This window comes from Xanthomonas sp. GW (assembly GCF_014236815.1).
GTDB lineage: Bacteria > Pseudomonadota > Gammaproteobacteria > Xanthomonadales > Xanthomonadaceae > Xanthomonas_A.
On the sequence record NZ_CP051189.1, the window covers coordinates 3,541,566 to 3,559,159 of the forward strand.

General features: G+C 69.0%; 13 protein-coding genes. 6 read left to right on the forward strand and 7 right to left on the reverse strand.

The window, feature by feature from the left end; all coding sequences use genetic code 11:
• Nucleotides 1-166: 166 nt before the first annotated feature.
• Nucleotides 167-2,230: a 3-hydroxyacyl-CoA dehydrogenase NAD-binding domain-containing protein gene (locus HEP73_RS15155; RefSeq protein WP_185820606.1), complete on the forward strand. Its 2,064-nt coding sequence runs from the start codon at nucleotides 167-169 to the stop codon at nucleotides 2,228-2,230.
• A 119-nt stretch (nucleotides 2,231-2,349) separates the two neighbouring features.
• Here HEP73_RS15155 and HEP73_RS15160 read toward each other — a convergent pair whose 3' ends face one another.
• The 6 genes from HEP73_RS15160 to HEP73_RS22645 all read right to left on the reverse strand — a co-directional run bounded on the left by HEP73_RS15160 (nucleotide 2,350) and on the right by HEP73_RS22645 (nucleotide 7,459).
• Complete coding sequence (locus HEP73_RS15160) at nucleotides 2,350-3,351, reverse strand: cation diffusion facilitator family transporter (RefSeq protein ID WP_185820607.1); 1,002 nt, start codon at nucleotides 3,349-3,351, stop codon at nucleotides 2,350-2,352.
• A 63-nt stretch (nucleotides 3,352-3,414) separates the two neighbouring features.
• The gene (locus HEP73_RS15165; RefSeq protein ID WP_185820608.1) at nucleotides 3,415-4,617 is read right to left on the reverse strand and encodes a zinc-dependent alcohol dehydrogenase; all 1,203 of its coding nucleotides are present in this window, start codon (nucleotides 4,615-4,617) and stop codon (nucleotides 3,415-3,417) included.
• A gap of 12 nt (nucleotides 4,618-4,629) precedes the next feature.
• Nucleotides 4,630-5,166, reverse strand: a complete 537-nt coding sequence (locus HEP73_RS15170) for an SRPBCC family protein (RefSeq protein WP_185820609.1) — start codon at nucleotides 5,164-5,166, stop codon at nucleotides 4,630-4,632.
• 73 nt (nucleotides 5,167-5,239) lie between these two features.
• The gene (locus tag HEP73_RS15175) at nucleotides 5,240-5,896 is read right to left on the reverse strand and encodes a DUF4142 domain-containing protein (protein WP_255423515.1); all 657 of its coding nucleotides are present in this window, start codon (nucleotides 5,894-5,896) and stop codon (nucleotides 5,240-5,242) included.
• 280 nt (nucleotides 5,897-6,176) lie between these two features.
• The gene (locus HEP73_RS15180) at nucleotides 6,177-7,043 is read right to left on the reverse strand and encodes a cytochrome P450 (protein WP_255423802.1); all 867 of its coding nucleotides are present in this window, start codon (nucleotides 7,041-7,043) and stop codon (nucleotides 6,177-6,179) included.
• The gene (locus HEP73_RS22645) at nucleotides 6,929-7,459 is read right to left on the reverse strand and encodes a cytochrome P450 family protein (protein WP_255423516.1); all 531 of its coding nucleotides are present in this window, start codon (nucleotides 7,457-7,459) and stop codon (nucleotides 6,929-6,931) included. Before HEP73_RS22645 ends, HEP73_RS15180 begins: the two co-directional genes overlap by 115 nt.
• Nucleotides 7,460-7,716: 257 nt before the next feature.
• On the opposite strand from HEP73_RS22645, the gene HEP73_RS15185 reads away from it, so the two are divergent.
• Nucleotides 7,717-8,598, forward strand: a complete 882-nt coding sequence (locus HEP73_RS15185; RefSeq protein WP_185820610.1) for an SDR family oxidoreductase — start codon at nucleotides 7,717-7,719, stop codon at nucleotides 8,596-8,598.
• A gap of 22 nt (nucleotides 8,599-8,620) precedes the next feature.
• On the opposite strand, the gene HEP73_RS15190 is transcribed toward HEP73_RS15185, so the two are convergent.
• The gene (locus tag HEP73_RS15190; RefSeq protein ID WP_185820611.1) at nucleotides 8,621-9,628 is read right to left on the reverse strand and encodes a YeiH family protein; all 1,008 of its coding nucleotides are present in this window, start codon (nucleotides 9,626-9,628) and stop codon (nucleotides 8,621-8,623) included.
• A 102-nt stretch (nucleotides 9,629-9,730) separates the two neighbouring features.
• Here HEP73_RS15190 and HEP73_RS15195 point away from each other — a divergent pair, with 102 nt between their 5' ends.
• From HEP73_RS15195 to galA, 4 genes are all read left to right on the forward strand, one after another.
• Nucleotides 9,731-10,627, forward strand: coding sequence for a LysR family transcriptional regulator (locus HEP73_RS15195; protein WP_185820612.1), 897 nt, complete (start codon nucleotides 9,731-9,733; stop codon nucleotides 10,625-10,627).
• A gap of 468 nt (nucleotides 10,628-11,095) precedes the next feature.
• Nucleotides 11,096-13,783 (forward strand): TonB-dependent receptor, encoded by a 2,688-nt coding sequence (locus tag HEP73_RS15200; protein ID WP_185820613.1) that lies wholly within the window; start codon nucleotides 11,096-11,098, stop codon nucleotides 13,781-13,783.
• Between the two features lie 22 nt (nucleotides 13,784-13,805).
• A complete protein-coding gene (locus HEP73_RS15205; RefSeq protein ID WP_185820614.1) occupies nucleotides 13,806-14,993 on the forward strand; it encodes a glycoside hydrolase family 53 protein in 1,188 nt (395 codons plus the stop codon).
• The gene (gene galA, locus HEP73_RS15210) at nucleotides 14,990-17,545 is read left to right on the forward strand and encodes a beta-galactosidase GalA (RefSeq protein ID WP_185820615.1); all 2,556 of its coding nucleotides are present in this window, start codon (nucleotides 14,990-14,992) and stop codon (nucleotides 17,543-17,545) included. The genes HEP73_RS15205 and galA overlap by 4 nt, the downstream gene beginning before the upstream one ends.
• Nucleotides 17,546-17,594 lie beyond the last annotated feature (49 nt).

Below are 17,594 nucleotides of genomic sequence, written 5' to 3' on the forward strand. Positions count from 1 at the left end.
CCCTGCGGACCGCCGCCCCACGACGTTAACCCGCATTCCGTTAGGCTGGCGGCATGCCAGCGGTCGCGGGACCCGCGTCACTCCCCTGTGGATTGGGATTTGACGCAACGGAAACAACCTCTGGATGATAACGATCTTCTCCATACATAAGCGGATGGTCCTCCCCATGCTTTCAGGCTTCGACGGGCTCCGATTCAGTCACTGGCAAGCGGATATCCGCGACGACGGCGTCGTCGTGCTCAGCCTCGACCGCCAGGACGCGCCCGTCAACGCGCTGTCGCAGGACGTGCTGCTGGAGCTGGGCGATCTGCTCGAACGCATCGCCATCGACCCGCCCAAGGGCGTGGTGATCCGCTCGGCCAAGGCCAACGGCTTCATCGCCGGCGCGGATCTGAAGGAATTCCAGGAATTCGACCGCCGCGGCACCGTCAACGACGCGATCCGCCGCGGCCAGGCCACCTTCCAGAAACTCGCCGAACTGCCCTGCCCGACTGTGGCCGCGATCCACGGCTTCTGCATGGGCGGCGGCACCGAGATCGCGCTGGCGTGCCGCTACCGGGTCGCGTCCAGCGACGGCTCCACCCGCATCGGCCTGCCCGAAACCAAGCTCGGCATCTTTCCCGGCTGGGGCGGCAGCGCACGCCTGCCGCGGCTGATCGGCGCGCCGGCGGCGATGGACCTGATGCTGACCGGGCGCACCGTGTCGGCGTCGGCGGCCCGCGCCATGGGCCTGGTCGACAAGGTCGCCGCACCGGCGGTACTGGTCGATACCGCGGTGGCGCTGGCCTTGACCGGCAGCGCGCGCCCGTTCAAGCAGCGCGCCACCGCCTGGGCCACCAACACCTGGCCGGCGCGCAAGCTGCTGGCGCCGCAGATGCGCAAGCAGGTCGCGCGCAAGGCGCGCAAGGAACACTACCCGGCGCCGTACGCGCTGATCGGCGTATGGGAGCGCAGCGGCGGCGGCGGCATCCAGGCGCGGCTGGACGCAGAGCGCAAGGCGGTGGTCAAGCTGGCGAGCACGCCGACCGCGCGCAACCTGATCCGCATTTTCTTCCTCACCGAGCGGCTCAAGGCGCTGGGCGGGAAGGATCATGGCATCCGCCACGTGCACGTGGTCGGCGCCGGGGTGATGGGCGGCGACATCGCCGCCTGGTCGGCCTACAAGGGCTTCGAGGTGACGCTGCAGGATCGCGAGCAGCGCTTCATCGATGGCGCCCTGAGTCGCGCCGGTGAACTGTTCGCCAAGCGGGTCAAGGACGACAGCAAGCGCCCGGCGGTGGCGGCGCGCTTGAAGGGCGACCTGGCCGGCGACGGCGTGCCGCTGGCCGACCTGGTGATCGAGGCGATCATCGAGAACCCGCAGGCCAAGCGCGAGCTGTACCAGGCGCTGGAACCGCGGATGCAGCCGGATGCGCTGCTCAGCACCAATACCTCCTCGATCCCGCTGACCGAACTGCGCGAGCACATCCAGCGCCCGGCGCAATTCGCCGGCCTGCACTACTTCAACCCGGTGGCGCAGATGCCGCTGGTGGAGATCGTCTGCCACGACGGCCTGGCCGCCGACAACCAGAAGCGGCTGGCGGCGTTCTGCAAGGCGATCGACAAGCTGCCGGTGCCGGTGGCCGGCACGCCCGGCTTCCTGGTCAACCGGGTGCTGTTCCCGTACCTGCTGGAAGCGGCCACCGCTTACGCCGAGGGCATCCCCGGCCCGGCGATCGACAAGGCCGCGGTGAAGTTCGGCATGCCGATGGGGCCGATCGAACTGATCGACACGGTGGGTCTGGACGTGGCGGCCGGCGTCGGCGCGGAACTGGCGCCGTTCCTGGGCCTGCCGATTCCTGCGGCGCTGCAGACGGTGGAGCCGGGCAAGCGCGGCAAGAAGGACGGCCAGGGCCTGTACGCCTGGGAGAACGGGCGCGCGAAGAAGCCCGAAGTGGACAAGGACTACCAGGCGCCGGCCGATCTGGAAGACCGCCTGATCCTGCCGCTGCTCAACGAGGCGGTGGCGTGCCTGCACGAAGGCGTGGTCGCCGATGCGGACCTGCTCGATGCCGGGGTGATCTTCGGCACCGGCTTCGCCCCGTTCCGCGGCGGCCCGATCCAGCACATCCGTGCGGCCGGCGCCGACGCGCTGCTGGAGCGGCTGCGCGCACTGCAGGCGCGCTACGGCGAGCGCTTCGCGCCACGCCCGGGCTGGGATGCGCCGGCGCTACGCGAGCCGGTGGCCTGAGTCCGCCGTTCGTCCTCTGCGCCCTCTGTAGGAGCGGCTTCAGCCGCGACAGGCGTTACCGATAGATCCTGTCGCGGCTGAAGCCGCTCCTACAGGAGACGGAAGACGCCCGACCCGTGTCAGGAATGCGAATGCCCATGTGCATGGCGGTGCCGGTGCTCATGGTCGTCGTGCTTGTGGTGATCGTGATCCGCATGATCGTCGTGCGTACCCGATGCAGCGCGCGCCGGCGTGCCGCAGGGCTCCGCGCCGCAGTGCCCGGCTTCCATCTGCAGGGTGATGTGGTCGATGTCGAAGCGCGCATGCAGGCCATCGCACAGGGCCGCACGCAACGCGTCGGCATCGGCGCCGTCGGCGATCACCACGTGCGCGGTCAGTGCCGGGGTGCTGGAGGCAAGCGCCCACACGTGCAGGTCGTGCACGTCCTCCACGCCCGCAACGCCGCGCAGATAGCCACGCACCGCGGCCATGTCCACGCCCTTGGGCACGCCTTCCAACAGCACGTTGATCGCCTCGCGCAGCAGCACCCAGGTACGCGGCAGCACCCACAGGCCAATCAGCACTGCCAGGATCGGATCGATCACCTTCCAGCCGGTGAGGCGGATCGCCAGCGCGCCGACGATCACCGCCACCGAGCCGAGCATGTCGCTCCACACTTCCAGGTAGGCGCCCTTCATGTTGAGGCTCTCGCCGCTGCCAGCCTTGAGCAGGCGCATCGAGATCAGGTTGATCAGCAGGCCGAACGCGGCGATGCCGAGCATGCCGACCGTGGCCACGTCCTGCGGCTGGCGGAACCGCTGCACCGCTTCCCACAAAATGTAGGCGGCGACCACGAACAGCATGCCGCCATTGAACAGCGCGCCCAGCGCTTCCAGCCTTGCGTAACCGTAGGTGCGCTTGGCATCGGGCGGGCGCCGGCTCAGCCGCACCGCGACCAGCGCGATCATCAGCGCCAGGGTGTCGGTGGCCATGTGCGCGGCGTCGGACAGCAACGCCAGGCTGTTGGTCAGGAACGCACCGGCGATCTCCACCAGCAGGAACGTGGCGGTCAGCCCCAGCGCCCACCACAGCGGTTTCTCGTGGCGGATCTCGGTCGGTGCGTGGCTGTGGTCGTGTCCCATGGCTGGCCGGTGACGTCTGCGGAGAATGTCCGCCACCTTAGGCCGGCACCGCCGCGGAGACTATTACACCGTGGCCGCCGCTGCCGCGCTCGTCATGCCCGGAACGAACACCGCGCGCACGCAGCCTTCGTGCTTGTGCTTGAACATGTCGTAGCCGCGCACGGCGTCCTCCAGCGGCATCCTGTGGGTGGCCAGGAAACGCGACTTGAGCGCTCCGCTACGCGCCAGGTCCAGCAGCTGCGGCACATAGCGCTGCCCGTGCTGCTGCGCGGTGCGCACGGTCAGCCCCTTGTTCATGATCGCGCCCAGCGGGAACTTGTCCATTAGCCCGTACACGCCCAGGATCGACAGCACGCCGCCCTTGCGGCATGCCAGGATCGCCTCGCGCAACGCCTGCCCGCGATCGGTGTGCAGGTGCAGCGCCTGCTTGACCCGATCGTAGGCATAGCCGAGGCCGGTGCCATGCGCTTCCATGCCAACCGCATCGATGCATGCGTCGGGGCCGCGCCCGCCGGTCATCTCGCGCAGCATGTCGACCACGCCGTCGACGGCCGAATAATCGATCGTTTCCACGCCGAGCACGTCGCGCGCCATCGCCAGCCGCTCGGGCAGGCGATCGATGCCGATCACCCGCTCGGCGCCGAGCAGCTTCGCGCTCTGCTGCGCCATCAGGCCGACGCCGCCGCAACCCCACACCGCGACGGTGGCGCCCGGTTCGATGCGACAGAAATCCGCGCCCATGAATCCGGTTGGCCCTGCATCGGACAGGAACAGCGCGTCCTCGTCGGCCACTTCGTCGGGAATCGGGAAGCAGCCCACGTCGGCATGCGGCACCCGGATGAACTCCGCATGCGACCCGGCATAGCCGCCGAACACATGGGTGTAACCGTAGATGCCGGCGGTGGGATGACCCAGCAGCGGCTCCTGCATTTCCCAGTTCGGATTGGTGTTGTCACACAGCGAGAACTCCTGGCGTCCGCAGTGCCAGCACTCGCCGCAGGAGATGAAGGACGGCACCACCACGCGCTGGCCCACGCGCAGGGATTGGACCTGCGGCCCGACCTCCACCACCTCGCCCATGAACTCGTGGCCGATGACGTCGCCCTCGCGCATGCTGGGAATGTAGCCATCGATGAAGTGCAGGTCGGAACCGCAGGTGGTGCTGAGTCCGACTTTCAGGATCACGTCGCGCGGATTGACGATGACCGGATCGGGCACCGTCTCCACGCGCAGGTCGTTCACGCCGTTCCAGCAAAGTGCGCGCATGGCATGTCCTCTTCAGTCTCGGGGTTGATCGCGCTCGCGCGCGGACGGGTTGTCGCGCAAGGTCGGTACCTCGCCGCATTCGACCCATGCCTTGAACCGGCGCAGGACCGTGGCGACCACGGCGTCAGGCGCGGCGCCGACCAGCTTCGCCGCCGCCTGCGCGAGTGGGCCGCCTTCCACGCGGTACTCCACGGCCAGCAAGGTTTCGCAACCGAAACCATTGGGCGCGGGACGCACGCTCAGTTCGGTCTGCAGCTGCAGGCCGTGCTCGCCGCTGCCCTCGTAGCGGACCCACTCGCCCAGCCGCGCCTCGCCGCGCCGGTAGTTCAGTGCAATATGCCGGTCCAGCGGCAGGTGCAGCCGCCATTGCGACGCGTAGCCATCGCCGGACTGCAGGTCGGCGATGCCGTCCAGGATCTGCTGCTGCACGGCCATGTCGCACCACGCATCCAGGATCCGGTGCGGCTCGGCGAGGATGCTGACGGTACGCAGCATGCGGGTTCCGCCGAGCGCATCGGGGTGTTCTGCAACCGCGGGAGAATCGCGCATGGAAGGATCTCTCTGGCTGAAGCCGCCGGCGCAGGCACCGGCGGCGGAAGGAACGGCGGTTCCGGCGCAGCGTTCAGCGCGCGTCGGCACCGGACGCGGCTGCACCGCTCTGCTGCAACTGCTGCGCCTTGGCGAGATGCGCGGCGACATGCGTACGCGTGGTACGCAGATGCTCGGCCACCTGCGGCGTCTTGGCCGCGGGGATCAAGGTATCGTCCAGCATCTTCAACGCCGCCTTGTGGTCCTTGACCATGGCGTCGATATAGGCCCGCGCGAACGCGCCGCCCTGCAGCGCCTGCAAGGTCTTGGCTTCCGCCTGGCCCTTCTGCAGTTGCCGCTCGGCCGGACCGGCCTTGGCATCGGGCGCCCATGGCACGATCTTTGCGTTGTTGTCCGAGTGCTCCTTGACCATCTGGCTGGCGTAATCGCGGACTGCGCCGGTCACCTGTTTTTGCAACGCCAGATTGCCGGCATTGATCTCCGTGGTGTTGATCGCCGCCAGTACGCCGAGCGCCTGCTTTTCGTTGATCGCACCGGACCGATCGGCGGGGCTGCCGGGCGCGGCGCCAGTGGCGGAGGAAGGCGACGTGGAAGGTTGGGACTGCGTTGCGCCGGCAGTGCCGTTCGTGCGGCTCCCGGATTGTCCGGACATGTCGTTCTGCGCCTGTGCGGCGCCGGTGCCCAGGGCCAACATCACCGCCAAGGACGTTCCGTTGATGAGGTTGCGCATGACATCTGTTCCTTGCATGAGGTTAGGCCCAATGCTGTGCAGCGAGGCGTTAGCGCGTCGTTGAACAGAAGTGGAGAAGGCGAGAAAACTGCGGTTTCGGCAGCGGAAAAAACGCCATTGGCGCGCCTGTGCCCGCAGACATTGGTCCTGCCGCCGCCGACCTGCGCTAGATCGCCCACACTCGCGCGCCGCCCACAGCGGGATGCCTGCTCGGCAACGGAACGTAGCTCCGGCATAACCGAGCGATCGCGCGGCAGGCCCGTACGCTCCGCCTGCTGTGTCAGACCCGCGTATCGCGCAAGCGCATGCCGCGGATCACGAAGCCGCTGCGCGGCAACGTGGGAAACCGGTTCAGCGGATAGTGCAGGTCCTGCGCAGGCACCTCGTAATCGCACCCCATCGCCAGCTCCTCGACCGCGGCCATCAGCAGCGCAATGGCCGGGTCTTCGCCCGGGCAACGGTGCCCCTGCTCGACCGAACCGCCGCCTTGCGGCACCAGGTCGAAGCTGCCCACGGCCCGATCGCGGAAACGGTCCGGATCGAACCGCTGCGGTTGCGTCCACAGCGTCGGATCGTGATTGGTGCCGTACAGATCGACCATCATCCATTCGCCGCGGCGGAAATTGCGCCCGCGCCACTGGAACGGCGTACGCACGCGCCCGCCCACCATCGGAAAGAACGGGTAGAAACGCCGCACTTCCTGCACGACATTGCGCAGCAGGCCGGGTTCGCCCAGGCGCAGCCGCTGCTGCAAGCGCGGGTGCTGGTGCAGCGCAAGCGCGGCGAAGGTGATCCAGCGCGCCACCGCCACGGTCGGGCGCAACAGGTTGATCAACTCCACCGCGGCGACCCGCACACTCAGCGTCCTGCCCTGCGTATCTCGGTACGCGGCGATGGCGGCAGCCGGCGTGGCGGGATCGGGCGTGGCCTCGCGCCGCAACGCGCGGATCACGCCACGGATCCAGCGTTCGCTGCGCTTGCGCCGCCACCAACCGCGCCACCAGCGCGCGCCGGCGCTGCCGGCGCCGTCGATCATCGCCGCGAATTCGCCTGCGCGACGCTGGCTCTGCGCCGCATCGAGCGGAATGCCTGCCCAGCGGCACACCGCGCGGCACAACACCAGTTCGGCTTCCTGCTGCAGGACCAGTTGCGGCATGCGCGCCCATTCCGCGCACGTTCGCGCCATTGCCTGCGGAATTCATCGACCAATGCGGCGCTGGCATCAGGCGCCAGCACCGCGCGAAACAGGCGCTTGCGTTGCAGGTGCGCATCGCCATCCAGGCGCTGCACGCTGCCGAAGCCCTGCAGCAATGCGACTGTGGTCGGCGGCAAGGCGCCGCGCCGGGTAAACCGGCCCGGATGGTAGAACGCCGCGACGGCATCCGCGCCGCGCGCGAAAGTCGCGGTGCGCAGCAGCATCCGGGTCTGGAACACGTCGCTGTGCAGCCGCTCGCATTGTTCGGAGACGAAAGCGTAACCGCCACGTCGCAGGCCGCGCACGACCTGCGTGGCCGGAAGCTGCGGAAACGGCGGCACGTGCGGAGAGGAAGAAGATGCCTGCATGCGAATGCTCCCAACAGTGACCAGGGCAGACTAGGCGGCGTCCCACGCCGCCCGCAGCGGCCTGCGCGGGCCAGCATCCGCAACGGCTGGCAACACCATGTGATCCCCGTTTCACCCAGGCTTCGCCGGCGTCTCACGTCGCGCTACCGCAGCGTCAACGCCTGCGTACGAACCTTGACGCGGCAGCGATCTGCGCTTCACCGCCAAGCCACGGCGTACGACCTAGCGTGGGTCGTCCTTGTCCTGGGAGCAGCGCCATGGCGTACCAACACCATCCCATCGAACAACAGGTCATGGTCATCACCGGCGCCTCCAGCGGCATCGGCCTGTGCACCGCGTTGATGGCCGCCGAGCGCGGCGCCAAGCTGGTGCTGGTGGCGCGCAGCCGCGAGACGCTGGAGGACGTGGTCAGTACGATCGGCGACGCTGGCGGCGAGGCGATCGCGCTCGCCGCCGACGTCGCCGATCGCGAACAACTGGAAGCCGCGGCGAGCGCCGCACTGCGCCGCTATGGCCGCATCGACACCTGGGTCAACAATGCCGGCGTGGCGATCTACGGCAAGCTCGCGGAGGTGGCCGACCAGGACAGCAAGCGCCTGTTCGACGTCAACTTCTGGGGCGTGGTGCATGGCTCGCTAGTTGCCTTGCCGCATCTCGTCGCCTCGCACGGTTGCCTGATCAACCTGGGCAGCGAAGCATCCGAGGCCGTGGTGCCGCTGCAAGGCATGTACTCGGCCTCCAAGCATGCGGTGAAGGGCTTTACCGATGCGCTGCGGATCGAACTGGAGCACGTGGACAAGCTGCCGGTGTCGGTGGTGCTGATCCAGCCCACCGCGGTGGACACGCCCTACCCGCAGCACGCACGCAATTACATGCGCGAGCAGCCGACCCTGCCGAAGCCGATGATCACCCCGATGCGCGTCGCCGAAGCCATCCTGCACGCCGCCGAGCACGGCGGACGCGACGTCAAGGTGGGCCTGCTGGCCAAGGCCAATACGGCGGTGACACATATGCTGCCGCGGCTCGCCGACCGCATGTCGGCGATGCGCGGCGAGCAGCAGAAGCAACCGGTGCCGGCCCGCGATCCCGATGGCACCCTGTACCGCGCCGGCGAAAGCGGCCGCATCCAGGGCGGCTGAGCATGCTCCGGCTGTCGCGGCATCACGGCAGCCAGTACAGCATCAAGCCGCTGATGGCCGCCAGCGACAGCAGCGACAGCGTGCCCGCGGCCAGCACGCGGCCGCCGGAGGCCAGCACCGAGCGCAGGTTCACCGACAGCCCCAGCGCCGCCATCGCCACCAGGGTCAGCAGCGCGGAAACGCGCTGCGCCGCGTCCGCCAGCGCTAGCGGCAACAGGCCCGAGGAGCGCAGCAGCATCATGCCGACGAAGCCCAGCACGAACCACGGCAGCAAGCGGTGCAGCGGCAGGCGCGCGGCGCCCGGCCGGCCCGCGGTCAGGCCGAGCAGCAGCATCACCGGTCCCAGCATCACCACCCGCATCAGTTTGACCAGCGCGCCGACCTGCGCGCTGATGGCGCCCACCGGCAGCGTCGCCGCCAGCACCTGCGGCACCGCGTACACGGTCATGCCGGCGAGGATGCCGTAGTGGCGCTGGTCCAGGCCGAACAGCGGCACCGCCAGCGGCAGGAGCAGCACTACCACAATGCCCAATGCCGCGGTGAACGCGATCGAGGCCGCCACCTCGTCCGAATCGGCGTCGATCACCGGCGCGGCGGCGACGATCGCCGAGTTGCCGCAGATCGCATTGCCGCAGGCCACCAGCGTGGCCAGCCGTGCCGGCAAGCCGAGCAGGCGACCGATGCCGTAGCCGATGCCGATCGCCAGCAACACGGTGGCCGCGATCAGCCCCAGCAGCAGGCCGCCAGCCGCACCGACCGCACCGAAGCTGACCGATGCGCCGAGCAGCACGATCGCCACTTCCAGCGGCAGCTTGGCGGCGAACGCGATGCCGGCATCGGCACGCGCCGGCAACCGCACCGCCGTGCGCAACACGGTGCCGAGCGCGATCGCGAACACCAGCGCATCGATCCACGGCCGGCCCAGCCAGCGCAGTTGCACCTGCTCCGTCAGCCACGCCAGCGCGGCGACCGCGATCGCCAGCAGCAGCCCCGGCAACAGTGCCGCGCCCTTGTTTCGTGCCTTGTGCATTGCCGCCACCCTGTCGAAGTGGCGGCAGGATGCGCCCGACCATCCTGTCATTCCATCGCATAATGCTGGATAGTTCGTTCTGTCCAACCGAACGATCCCGCCGTGACCCTGGAACAACTCGCCCTGTTCGTCGCCGTCGCCGAACGCCAGCACCTGACCCTGGGTGCGCAGGCCGCACATCGCACCCCGTCGGCGGCCAGCGCCGCGATCAAGGCGCTGGAAACTCAGTACGGCGTGCCGCTGTTCGACCGGGTCGGGCGCGGCATCGCGCTGACCGCCGCCGGCGCGGCGTTCTTCGCGGAAGCCAAGGCGATCCTGGCGCGCACCCGCGCCGCGGAACTGGCCTTGAGCGAGTGGCGCGGCGTGCTGCGCGGCACGCTGGATCTGCACGCCAGCCAGACCGTGGCCAGCTACTGGCTACCGACGCGGCTGATGGCGTTCCACGCGCGCTTCCCGCAGATCCAGATCCGCCTCAGCGTCGGCAACACCGAAAGCGTGGCGCGCGCGGTGCTCGAAGGGCGGGCGGAATTGGGGTTCGTCGAAGGCGGCGTGCACGATCCGCAGTTGCAGTTGTCCGCGCTCGGCCACGACCGCCTGCTGCTGGTCGCCGCGCCGACCCATCCGTTGGCCGGACGCCTGCGCCTGGGCCTGCCGCGACTGGCCGAGGCCAGCACCTGGATCATGCGCGAAGCCGGCTCGGGTACGCGTTCGGAGTTCGAGGCGGCGTTGCGCGCGGCCGGGGTCGCGCCGGAACGCCTGCGCGTGGCGCTGACCCTGCCCTCGAACGAAGCAGTGTTGTCGGCGGTGCACGCCGGCCACAGCCTGGCGGCGATCTCGCAACTGGCGGCCGCGCCGTGGCTGGAGAGCGGCCGCCTGCAGCGCGTCGGCATGGCGCTGGGCGCACGCACGTTCCACGCGTTACGCCATCGCGAACGCAGCCTGGGTGCGGCGGCGGCGGCCCTGCTCGACAGCGGCGACACCGTGGACGCAACTGGCTGAGGCCGGCACAGTCGCGGCGATCTGGCGCGCCACGCGCGCAGACGCGTCGGCGCGCGTACCGGTCTTGAGCCTGGACTACAGGCGCGTCGCGTCGCCCTGCCCCGCCACGATGGGATCTGCGCGCAGCCGCCGACCGCTTCGCAGCGCTTGCGCCATGCCGCTTTGCAACATGGCGATCAATTCCAAAACAAGATAGCCGGCAGTAAATGCTTCATTGGAATGGAATGGCAGTCACTCCTATGCTCGCCCCCAGTTCCAGGCGATCGGCGCGGCGGCAAGGGGGCAAACTCCGCCACCGACGACAGCCAGGACGCAACAAGCTTCGCGCAGCGAGGCGGCCACACGACGCACGTTCGCACCATCCGCACGGGGACTAACCCCTGCGATCTGCCAGCGCGGCCAGGAGGACCGGATTGTCCGGTCCCATTTCAACTTGCTTGGTAACTTTTGTCCTGGGAGGGAACAAAGATGCCTTTTGAACAACACCGTCGCCCGGCTAGCCGGCGCGCGCAGCACCAGGCCGCCCGCACGCTGCTCGGCTCGGCCATCGTCCTGGCCCTGGCCGGCAGCTTCGGCGCCCACGCGCAGAGCGTCGCCGCCGATCCGGCGCCGCCGGCCGGCACCTCGAACCGCGATACCGGGCAGGCGCCGGTCACCCTGGACAACGTGATGGTGATCGGCCAGCGCGCCAGCCTCGACCAGGCGGTGCAGGCCAAGCAGCTCGACGACCATGTGGTCGAGGTGATCTCCGCCGACAACATGGGGCAGATGCCCAACGTCACCGTGGCCGAGGCGCTGGTGCGCCTGCCCGGCGTCAACGGCACCCGCGACCGCGGCAACGAAAGCCTGGCCACGGTGCGCGGCCTGGGCCCGCGCATGACCATGGGCACCGTCAACGGCCGCGAGATCGCCTCCTCCGAACCCAACCGCGCGGTGCGCTGGGAAGTGTTCCCCACCGAGATCGTCTCCACGGTCAAGGTCTACAAGACCCAGTCGGCGGACTTGGTGGCCGGCGGCATCGCCGCCACCGTGGACATCTCCACGATCAGCCCGCTCGACCATACCGGCCCCAGCTTCGTCGGCACCGCCGGCCCGATCTACTACGACGAAGCCAAGGACGTGGACGGCTATTCGCCGTGGGGCAACCGCCTCGGCGCCAGCTGGATCCACCGCTTCAACGACAACCTGGCGATCGCCCTCGGCGCCACCTACCAGAAGCAGAAGAACGCCGGCGTCTCGATCGGCAGCTGGGGCTATACCGACGACAGCAATGCGCGCGACGTCGATGGCGACGGCAAGGTCGATTACACCCCATGGGGCGCGGCCGACCAGCTCAAGCTGACCGAACAGACCCGCACCGGCGCGATGGGCACCGTGCAGTGGCGCTCGGGCAACCTCGAACTCAAGCTCGACGGCCTGTATTCGCGGATCAAGATCGACGAGGACCAGCGCCAAAACTGGTTCAACAACCTCGGCTACAGCATCTTCTCGGCCAGCAATCCGTACACCACGCCGGGCTCGTCCTACACCATCGTCGACGGCGACGTGGTCGCCGCCACGCTGGCCGATTCCAACCTGCAGGTGGACCACGTCATCAGCCACTACAGCGAGGTCAAGACGCTTGCCGCCGGCGGCCTCAACGCGAAGTGGAGCGGCGACGTGTGGACCCTGGGCGGCGACCTGTCGTTCTCGCAGGCCAAGCGCGACAACGACTGGCGCGCGGTGCGCTTCGGCAGCAATCCGGACACCGTGTCCTTCGATTTCCGCCACGGCGTCACCCCCACCATCAGCACCAGCTCCGACACGCCGGAATGGGGCATCAGCGGGCAGACCGAGCCGCAGGCGCTGCGCGACCGGATCGCAGCGCTGGCGCTCAGCGCCAGCCGCGCGATCGAGGATTCGCCGATCACCGCGCTGCAGTTCGGCGCGCGTGCGGCGCGGCGCGAGAAGGAGAACCGCCACTTCACCAGTTTCCAGTCCGGCTACGACCAGCCGATCTCCGCCTACCAGGACCTGATCCATCCAGTGCAGATGCCCGACCTCAACGTGCCGACGTTGACCGGCGGCGATCTGGACGCGATCGCCAGGCTCGGCTTCGGCGGCTTCGATCCGGGCCTGAACGCCGAACAGCGGCTGGACCACTGGAACGTCAAGGAAAACGTGCGCGAAGCCTTCGCCAAGGCGGTGTTCAGTTCGCAATGGTTCGGCGTCGACGTCACCGGCAACGTCGGCGTGCGCGCGGTCCACACCGATACCACCAGCGACGGCTACGACACCGTTGGCGGCGTGGTCCAGCCCAGCAGCGCCAGCAACGACTACACCGACGTGCTGCCCAGCGCCACGCTGAACTTCCTGCTCGACGACGCGCGCATCCTGCGCTTCTCGGTGGCCAAGGTGATCGCGCGTCCGCCGCTGGACGAACTGCGCACCGGCCGCGCGCTCGACGACCCCAACACCACCGTCGGCCAGCTCACCGGCAGCGGCGGCAACCCGCAACTGAATCCGTTCCGCGCCACCCAGCTCGACCTGTCCTACGAGTGGTACTTCCACAAGGAAGCGCTGGCCGCGCTGGCGCTGTACCGCAAGTGGGTGGACTCGAGCATCGGCTACAAGACCCAGCACGAGACCATCGACGGCCGCGACTATCTGATCAGCGGCCCGTTCAACGGCGGCGGCGGCTATATCAACGGCGCCGAACTGACCTTCCAGACACCGTTCTTCTTCATCCCGCACATGGAGAACTTCGGCGTCTACTCGAACTACTCCTACGTCGAGTCCAATCTGCACGAATTCTCGCCGGCCGACGATCCGCTGCCGCTCAGCGGCCTGGCGCGCAACACCGGCACCTTCGACCTGTGGTACAGCAACAGCAAGTTCGAAGCGCGCGTGGGCTACAAGTACCACAGCCCCTACACGGTGGTGTACGGCTGGAACGCCGCACGCCTGGCGCGGCTGGAAAGCGAAGGCACGGTGGACCTGAGCCTGGCCTGGCGCTTCAGCGAGCACCTGGGGCTGAAGTTCCAGGTCGGCAACCTGAGCAACGAGCCGTTGCGCGCCTACAGCGACAACAAGCGCAACCGCCTGGCCAACCAGGACGATGGCGGCTACCAGTTGTTCGGCCGCCGCTTCGCCCTGGAAGCGACCTACACGTTCTGAGCCCTTCTGCCGCAGGTACCGCATGCCGCACACACGCCGTCACTGGATGCCAGCGCTCGCGCTGGCCCTCGCCGCCGCCCTAGCCCTCGTACCGGCCGCCGCTGGCGCCGGTCCGCTGTACCTGGGCGCCGACCTGTCCTACGTCAACGAAATGGAGGACTGCGGCGTGCAGTACCGCGAGCACGGCGCGGTGCAGGACCCGTTCGTCCTGTTCCATGCGCACGGCGCCAACCTGGTGCGCGTGCGCCTGTGGAACGACGCGCGCTGGACCCGCTACAGCGACCTGAGCGACGTCAAGAAGACCATCCGCCGCGCCCGCGCGCAGGGCATGCAGGTGCTGCTGGACTTCCACTACTCCGACGACTGGGCCGATGGCGAGAAGCAACTGATCCCCAAGGCCTGGGCCGCGATCACCGACCAGGACGAACTGGCGCGCACGCTGTACGGCTACACCTACGACACGCTGAGCGCGCTGGACCGCGCCGGGCTGATGCCGGAGCTGGTGCAGGTCGGCAACGAGAGCAACTCGGACCTGATGGACCGCCAGCCGTGGGACAAGCGCCGGCCGATCGATTGGGCGCGCAACGCCACGCTGCTGCGCGCCGGCATCCAGGCGGTGCGCGACGCCGGTGCACGCTCGGCGATCAAACCGAAGGTGATGCTGCACATCGCCCAACCGGAGAACGTGGAGCCGTGGTTCGCCGCGGCGAGCAAGGCCGGCGTGCGCGACTTCGACTTCATCGGCATCAGCTACTACCGCAAGTGGTCCAGCGAATCGATGGACGAACTCGGCGCCACCATCAAGCGCCTACGCCAACGCTACCGCGCCGACGTGATGGTGGTGGAGACCGCCTACCCGTGGACGCTGGCCAGCGGCGACACCTCGCACAACCTGCTCGGCGAGGACTCGCTCATCGCCGGCTACCCGGCCACGCCGCAAGGGCAACTGGATTACCTGGTCGACCTCACCCAATTGGTGATCGACAACGGCGGCAGCGGCGTCGTGTACTGGGAGCCGGCCTGGACCAGCAGCAGCTGCAAGACGCGCTGGGGCACCGGCTCATCGTGGGAGAACGCCAGCTTCTTCGATTTCGCGCACGGCAACGAGCTGCTGCCCAGCATCGGCTTCATGCGCCACGCCTACCGGCCTGCGCCGCAGGCCAGGACCGACGCGGCGCCGGCGCCGCACGCACAGGACCCGCAACCATGATCGAACTGAGCCGACGCGAATTGCTGCGCTCGCTGGTCGCCGGCGGCGTACAGGTGGCCGTTCCCGGCGCGGCGGCGGCCCTGGCACCGGCGGCGCTGGCCGCGAGCGCCAGCGGCGCAGGTCCGGCGCTGAGCTTGGACGAAGACGCGCCAGCGCCGCGCGAACGCCTGCTGTGCGATTTCGGCTGGCGCTTCCACCTCGGCCATGCCGACGACCCGGCGCGCGACTTCAACTTCGGTACGTTCCAACGCACCTACGCCAAGGCCGGAAAGGACACCGCCGATGCGGCCCTGCTTGGCTTTGACGACAGCCACTGGGATGCGATCGACCTGCCGCACGACTGGGCGGTGGCACTGCCGGTGCGCCAGGATCCGGCCTCCGCCGCCATGCTGGCCGACGACCCGGCGGCCGCGCACGGCTACAAGCCGCTTGGCCGCAATGATCCGCAGACCAGCATCGGCTGGTACCGGCGTGAACTGGAGATTCCGGCCGACGACCTGGGCAAGCGGATCTGCCTGGAATTCGACGGCGTGTTCCGCGACTGCATCGTGTTCTGCAACGGCCACATCGTCGGCCGCAACGGCAGCGGCTACTGCGGCTTCGAAGTCGATCTCAGCGACGTGCTCGACTACGGCAAGCGCAACGTCATCGCCGTGCGCGTCGACGCCAGCCTGGGCGAAGGCTGGTTCTACGAGGGCGCGGGCATCTATCGCCACGTGTGGCTGCGCAAGACCGATGCGCTGCACGTGCCGCTGGACGGCGTGTTCGTGCGCAGCCCGTGGCAAGGCGGCGCCGCGCAGGCGCTGGTCAGTACCGAACTCGGCAACAGCGGCGCCGAACCGCGCAGCTGCAGCGTCACCTCGGTGATCCGCGCGCCGGACGGGCGCATCGTCGCGCGCGCGACCGCGGCGCCGGTCGTCGTGGCGCCGGGCGTGGTGCAGCGCGTCGAACAGACGCTGGATCTCGGCACGCCCGCGCTGTGGTCGCCGGACACGCCGCAGCGCTACACCCTGTGCACCCACCTGCATAGCGACGGCCACGCCTGCGATGCGCTGACCACCCGCTTCGGCGTGCGCAGCCTGCAGTTCGACCCACAGCGCGGCCTGCTGCTCAACGGCGCGCCGTTCAAGCTGCATGGCACCAACAACCACCAGGACCATGCCGGCGTCGGCACCGCCATTCCCGAGCGCCTGCACGAATGGCGTTTGCGCCAGCTCAAGTCGATGGGCTGCAACGCATACCGCAGCTCGCACAACCCAGCCGCGCCGGAAGTGCTGGAACTGTGCGACCGGCTCGGCCTGCTGGTCATCGACGAGACCCGGCGCATGTCCTCCGACAGCGAGGCGCTGGCCGAACTGGAAACCATGGTGCGGCGCGGCCGCAACCATCCCTGCGTGATGCTGTGGTCGCTCGGCAACGAGGAGCCGCAGATGGTCACCGCGCGCGGCGCACGCATCGTCGCGCGCATGCAGCGGCTGGTGCGGCGCCTGGACCCGACCCGCCCCACCACCTTCGCGATGGACCAGGGCTTCGACGACGGCGTCGGCCAGGTGGTGGACGTACTCGGCTTCAACTACCGCACCCCGCAGATGGATGCCTTCCACGCGCGCCATCCCGACATTCCGATCTACGGCAGCGAAACCGGCAGCACCGTCGGCGTGCGCGGCAACTACCGCACAGACGACACGCGCGGCTACGCGCGCGCCTACGACCTCGATTACCCATGGTGGGCCAGCAGCGCCGAAGCCTGGTGGAGCTACGTCGCGCAACGGCCGTACATCGCCGGCGGCTTCGTCTGGACCGGCTTCGACTACCGCGGCGAACCCACCCCGTACAACCGCTGGCCGAACGTGGCCTCGCAGTTCGGCATCCTCGACAGCTGCGGCTTCCCCAAGGACAACTACTGGTACTACCGCGCGCAATGGACCCGCGAGCCGGTGCTGCACCTGTTCCCGCACTGGAACTGGGACGGCATGCTGGACGAACGCGACAACGGCATGGTCGACGTCTGGTGCCACAGCAACCTGGACGCGGTGGAACTGCTGGTCAACGGCGCAAGCCAGGGCCTGCAGCCCGTGCCCGCCTACGGCCACGTCGAATGGCGGGTGAAGTACGCGCCCGGCACCATCGAGGCGCGCGGCTACCGCGACGGCAAGCAGGTGCTGGCGCAGACCCGCACGACCGTTGGTGCAGCCGCGGCGATACGCCTGCGCAGCGACCGCAACGAACTGCTTGCCGACGCCGAGGACGTCGCCGTGGTCGCGGTCGAGATCGTCGATGCGCAGGGCCGCGTCGTCCCCACCGCCGACAACGCCGTGCGCTTCGCCGTCCGCGGTGCCGGCCGGCTGATCGGCCTGGGCAACGGCGACCCGGCCAGCCACGAGAACGACAAGGGCGACAGCCGCCGCGCGTTCAATGGGCTGTGCATGGCGCTGCTGCAGACCAGCCGTGCGGCCGGCACGCTGGTGCTGGAGGCGACCGCACCTGGGCTGGCACCGGCACGGCTGGCGCTGCGGACGGTGAAGTCCAACGCACGCGCGTTCCTGGCGTGAAACGCGGCGTGCAGCGCGCCTGTCCCGGAACCAGCGGGCCTAGTGCCCG

Excerpts from the sequence above, each read along its gene's own strand:
- HEP73_RS22645 (WP_255423516.1), bottom strand. The coding sequence starts at position 7,459 with ATGCAGGCATCTTCTTCCTCTCCGCACGTGCCGCCGTTTCCGCAGCTT.
- galA (WP_185820615.1), top strand. The coding sequence starts at position 14,990 with ATGATCGAACTGAGCCGACGCGAATTGCTGCGCTCGCTGGTCGCCGGC.
- HEP73_RS15165 (WP_185820608.1), bottom strand. The coding sequence starts at position 4,617 with ATGCGCGCACTTTGCTGGAACGGCGTGAACGACCTGCGCGTGGAGACG.
- HEP73_RS15170 (WP_185820609.1), bottom strand. The coding sequence starts at position 5,166 with ATGCGCGATTCTCCCGCGGTTGCAGAACACCCCGATGCGCTCGGCGGA.
- HEP73_RS15185 (WP_185820610.1), top strand. The coding sequence starts at position 7,717 with ATGGCGTACCAACACCATCCCATCGAACAACAGGTCATGGTCATCACC.
- HEP73_RS15190 (WP_185820611.1), bottom strand. The coding sequence starts at position 9,628 with ATGCACAAGGCACGAAACAAGGGCGCGGCACTGTTGCCGGGGCTGCTG.
- HEP73_RS15160 (WP_185820607.1), bottom strand. The coding sequence starts at position 3,351 with ATGGGACACGACCACAGCCACGCACCGACCGAGATCCGCCACGAGAAA.
- HEP73_RS15175 (WP_255423515.1), bottom strand. The coding sequence starts at position 5,896 with ATGCGCAACCTCATCAACGGAACGTCCTTGGCGGTGATGTTGGCCCTG.
- HEP73_RS15200 (WP_185820613.1), top strand. The coding sequence starts at position 11,096 with ATGCCTTTTGAACAACACCGTCGCCCGGCTAGCCGGCGCGCGCAGCAC.
- HEP73_RS15155 (WP_185820606.1), top strand. The coding sequence starts at position 167 with ATGCTTTCAGGCTTCGACGGGCTCCGATTCAGTCACTGGCAAGCGGAT.
- HEP73_RS15205 (WP_185820614.1), top strand. The coding sequence starts at position 13,806 with ATGCCGCACACACGCCGTCACTGGATGCCAGCGCTCGCGCTGGCCCTC.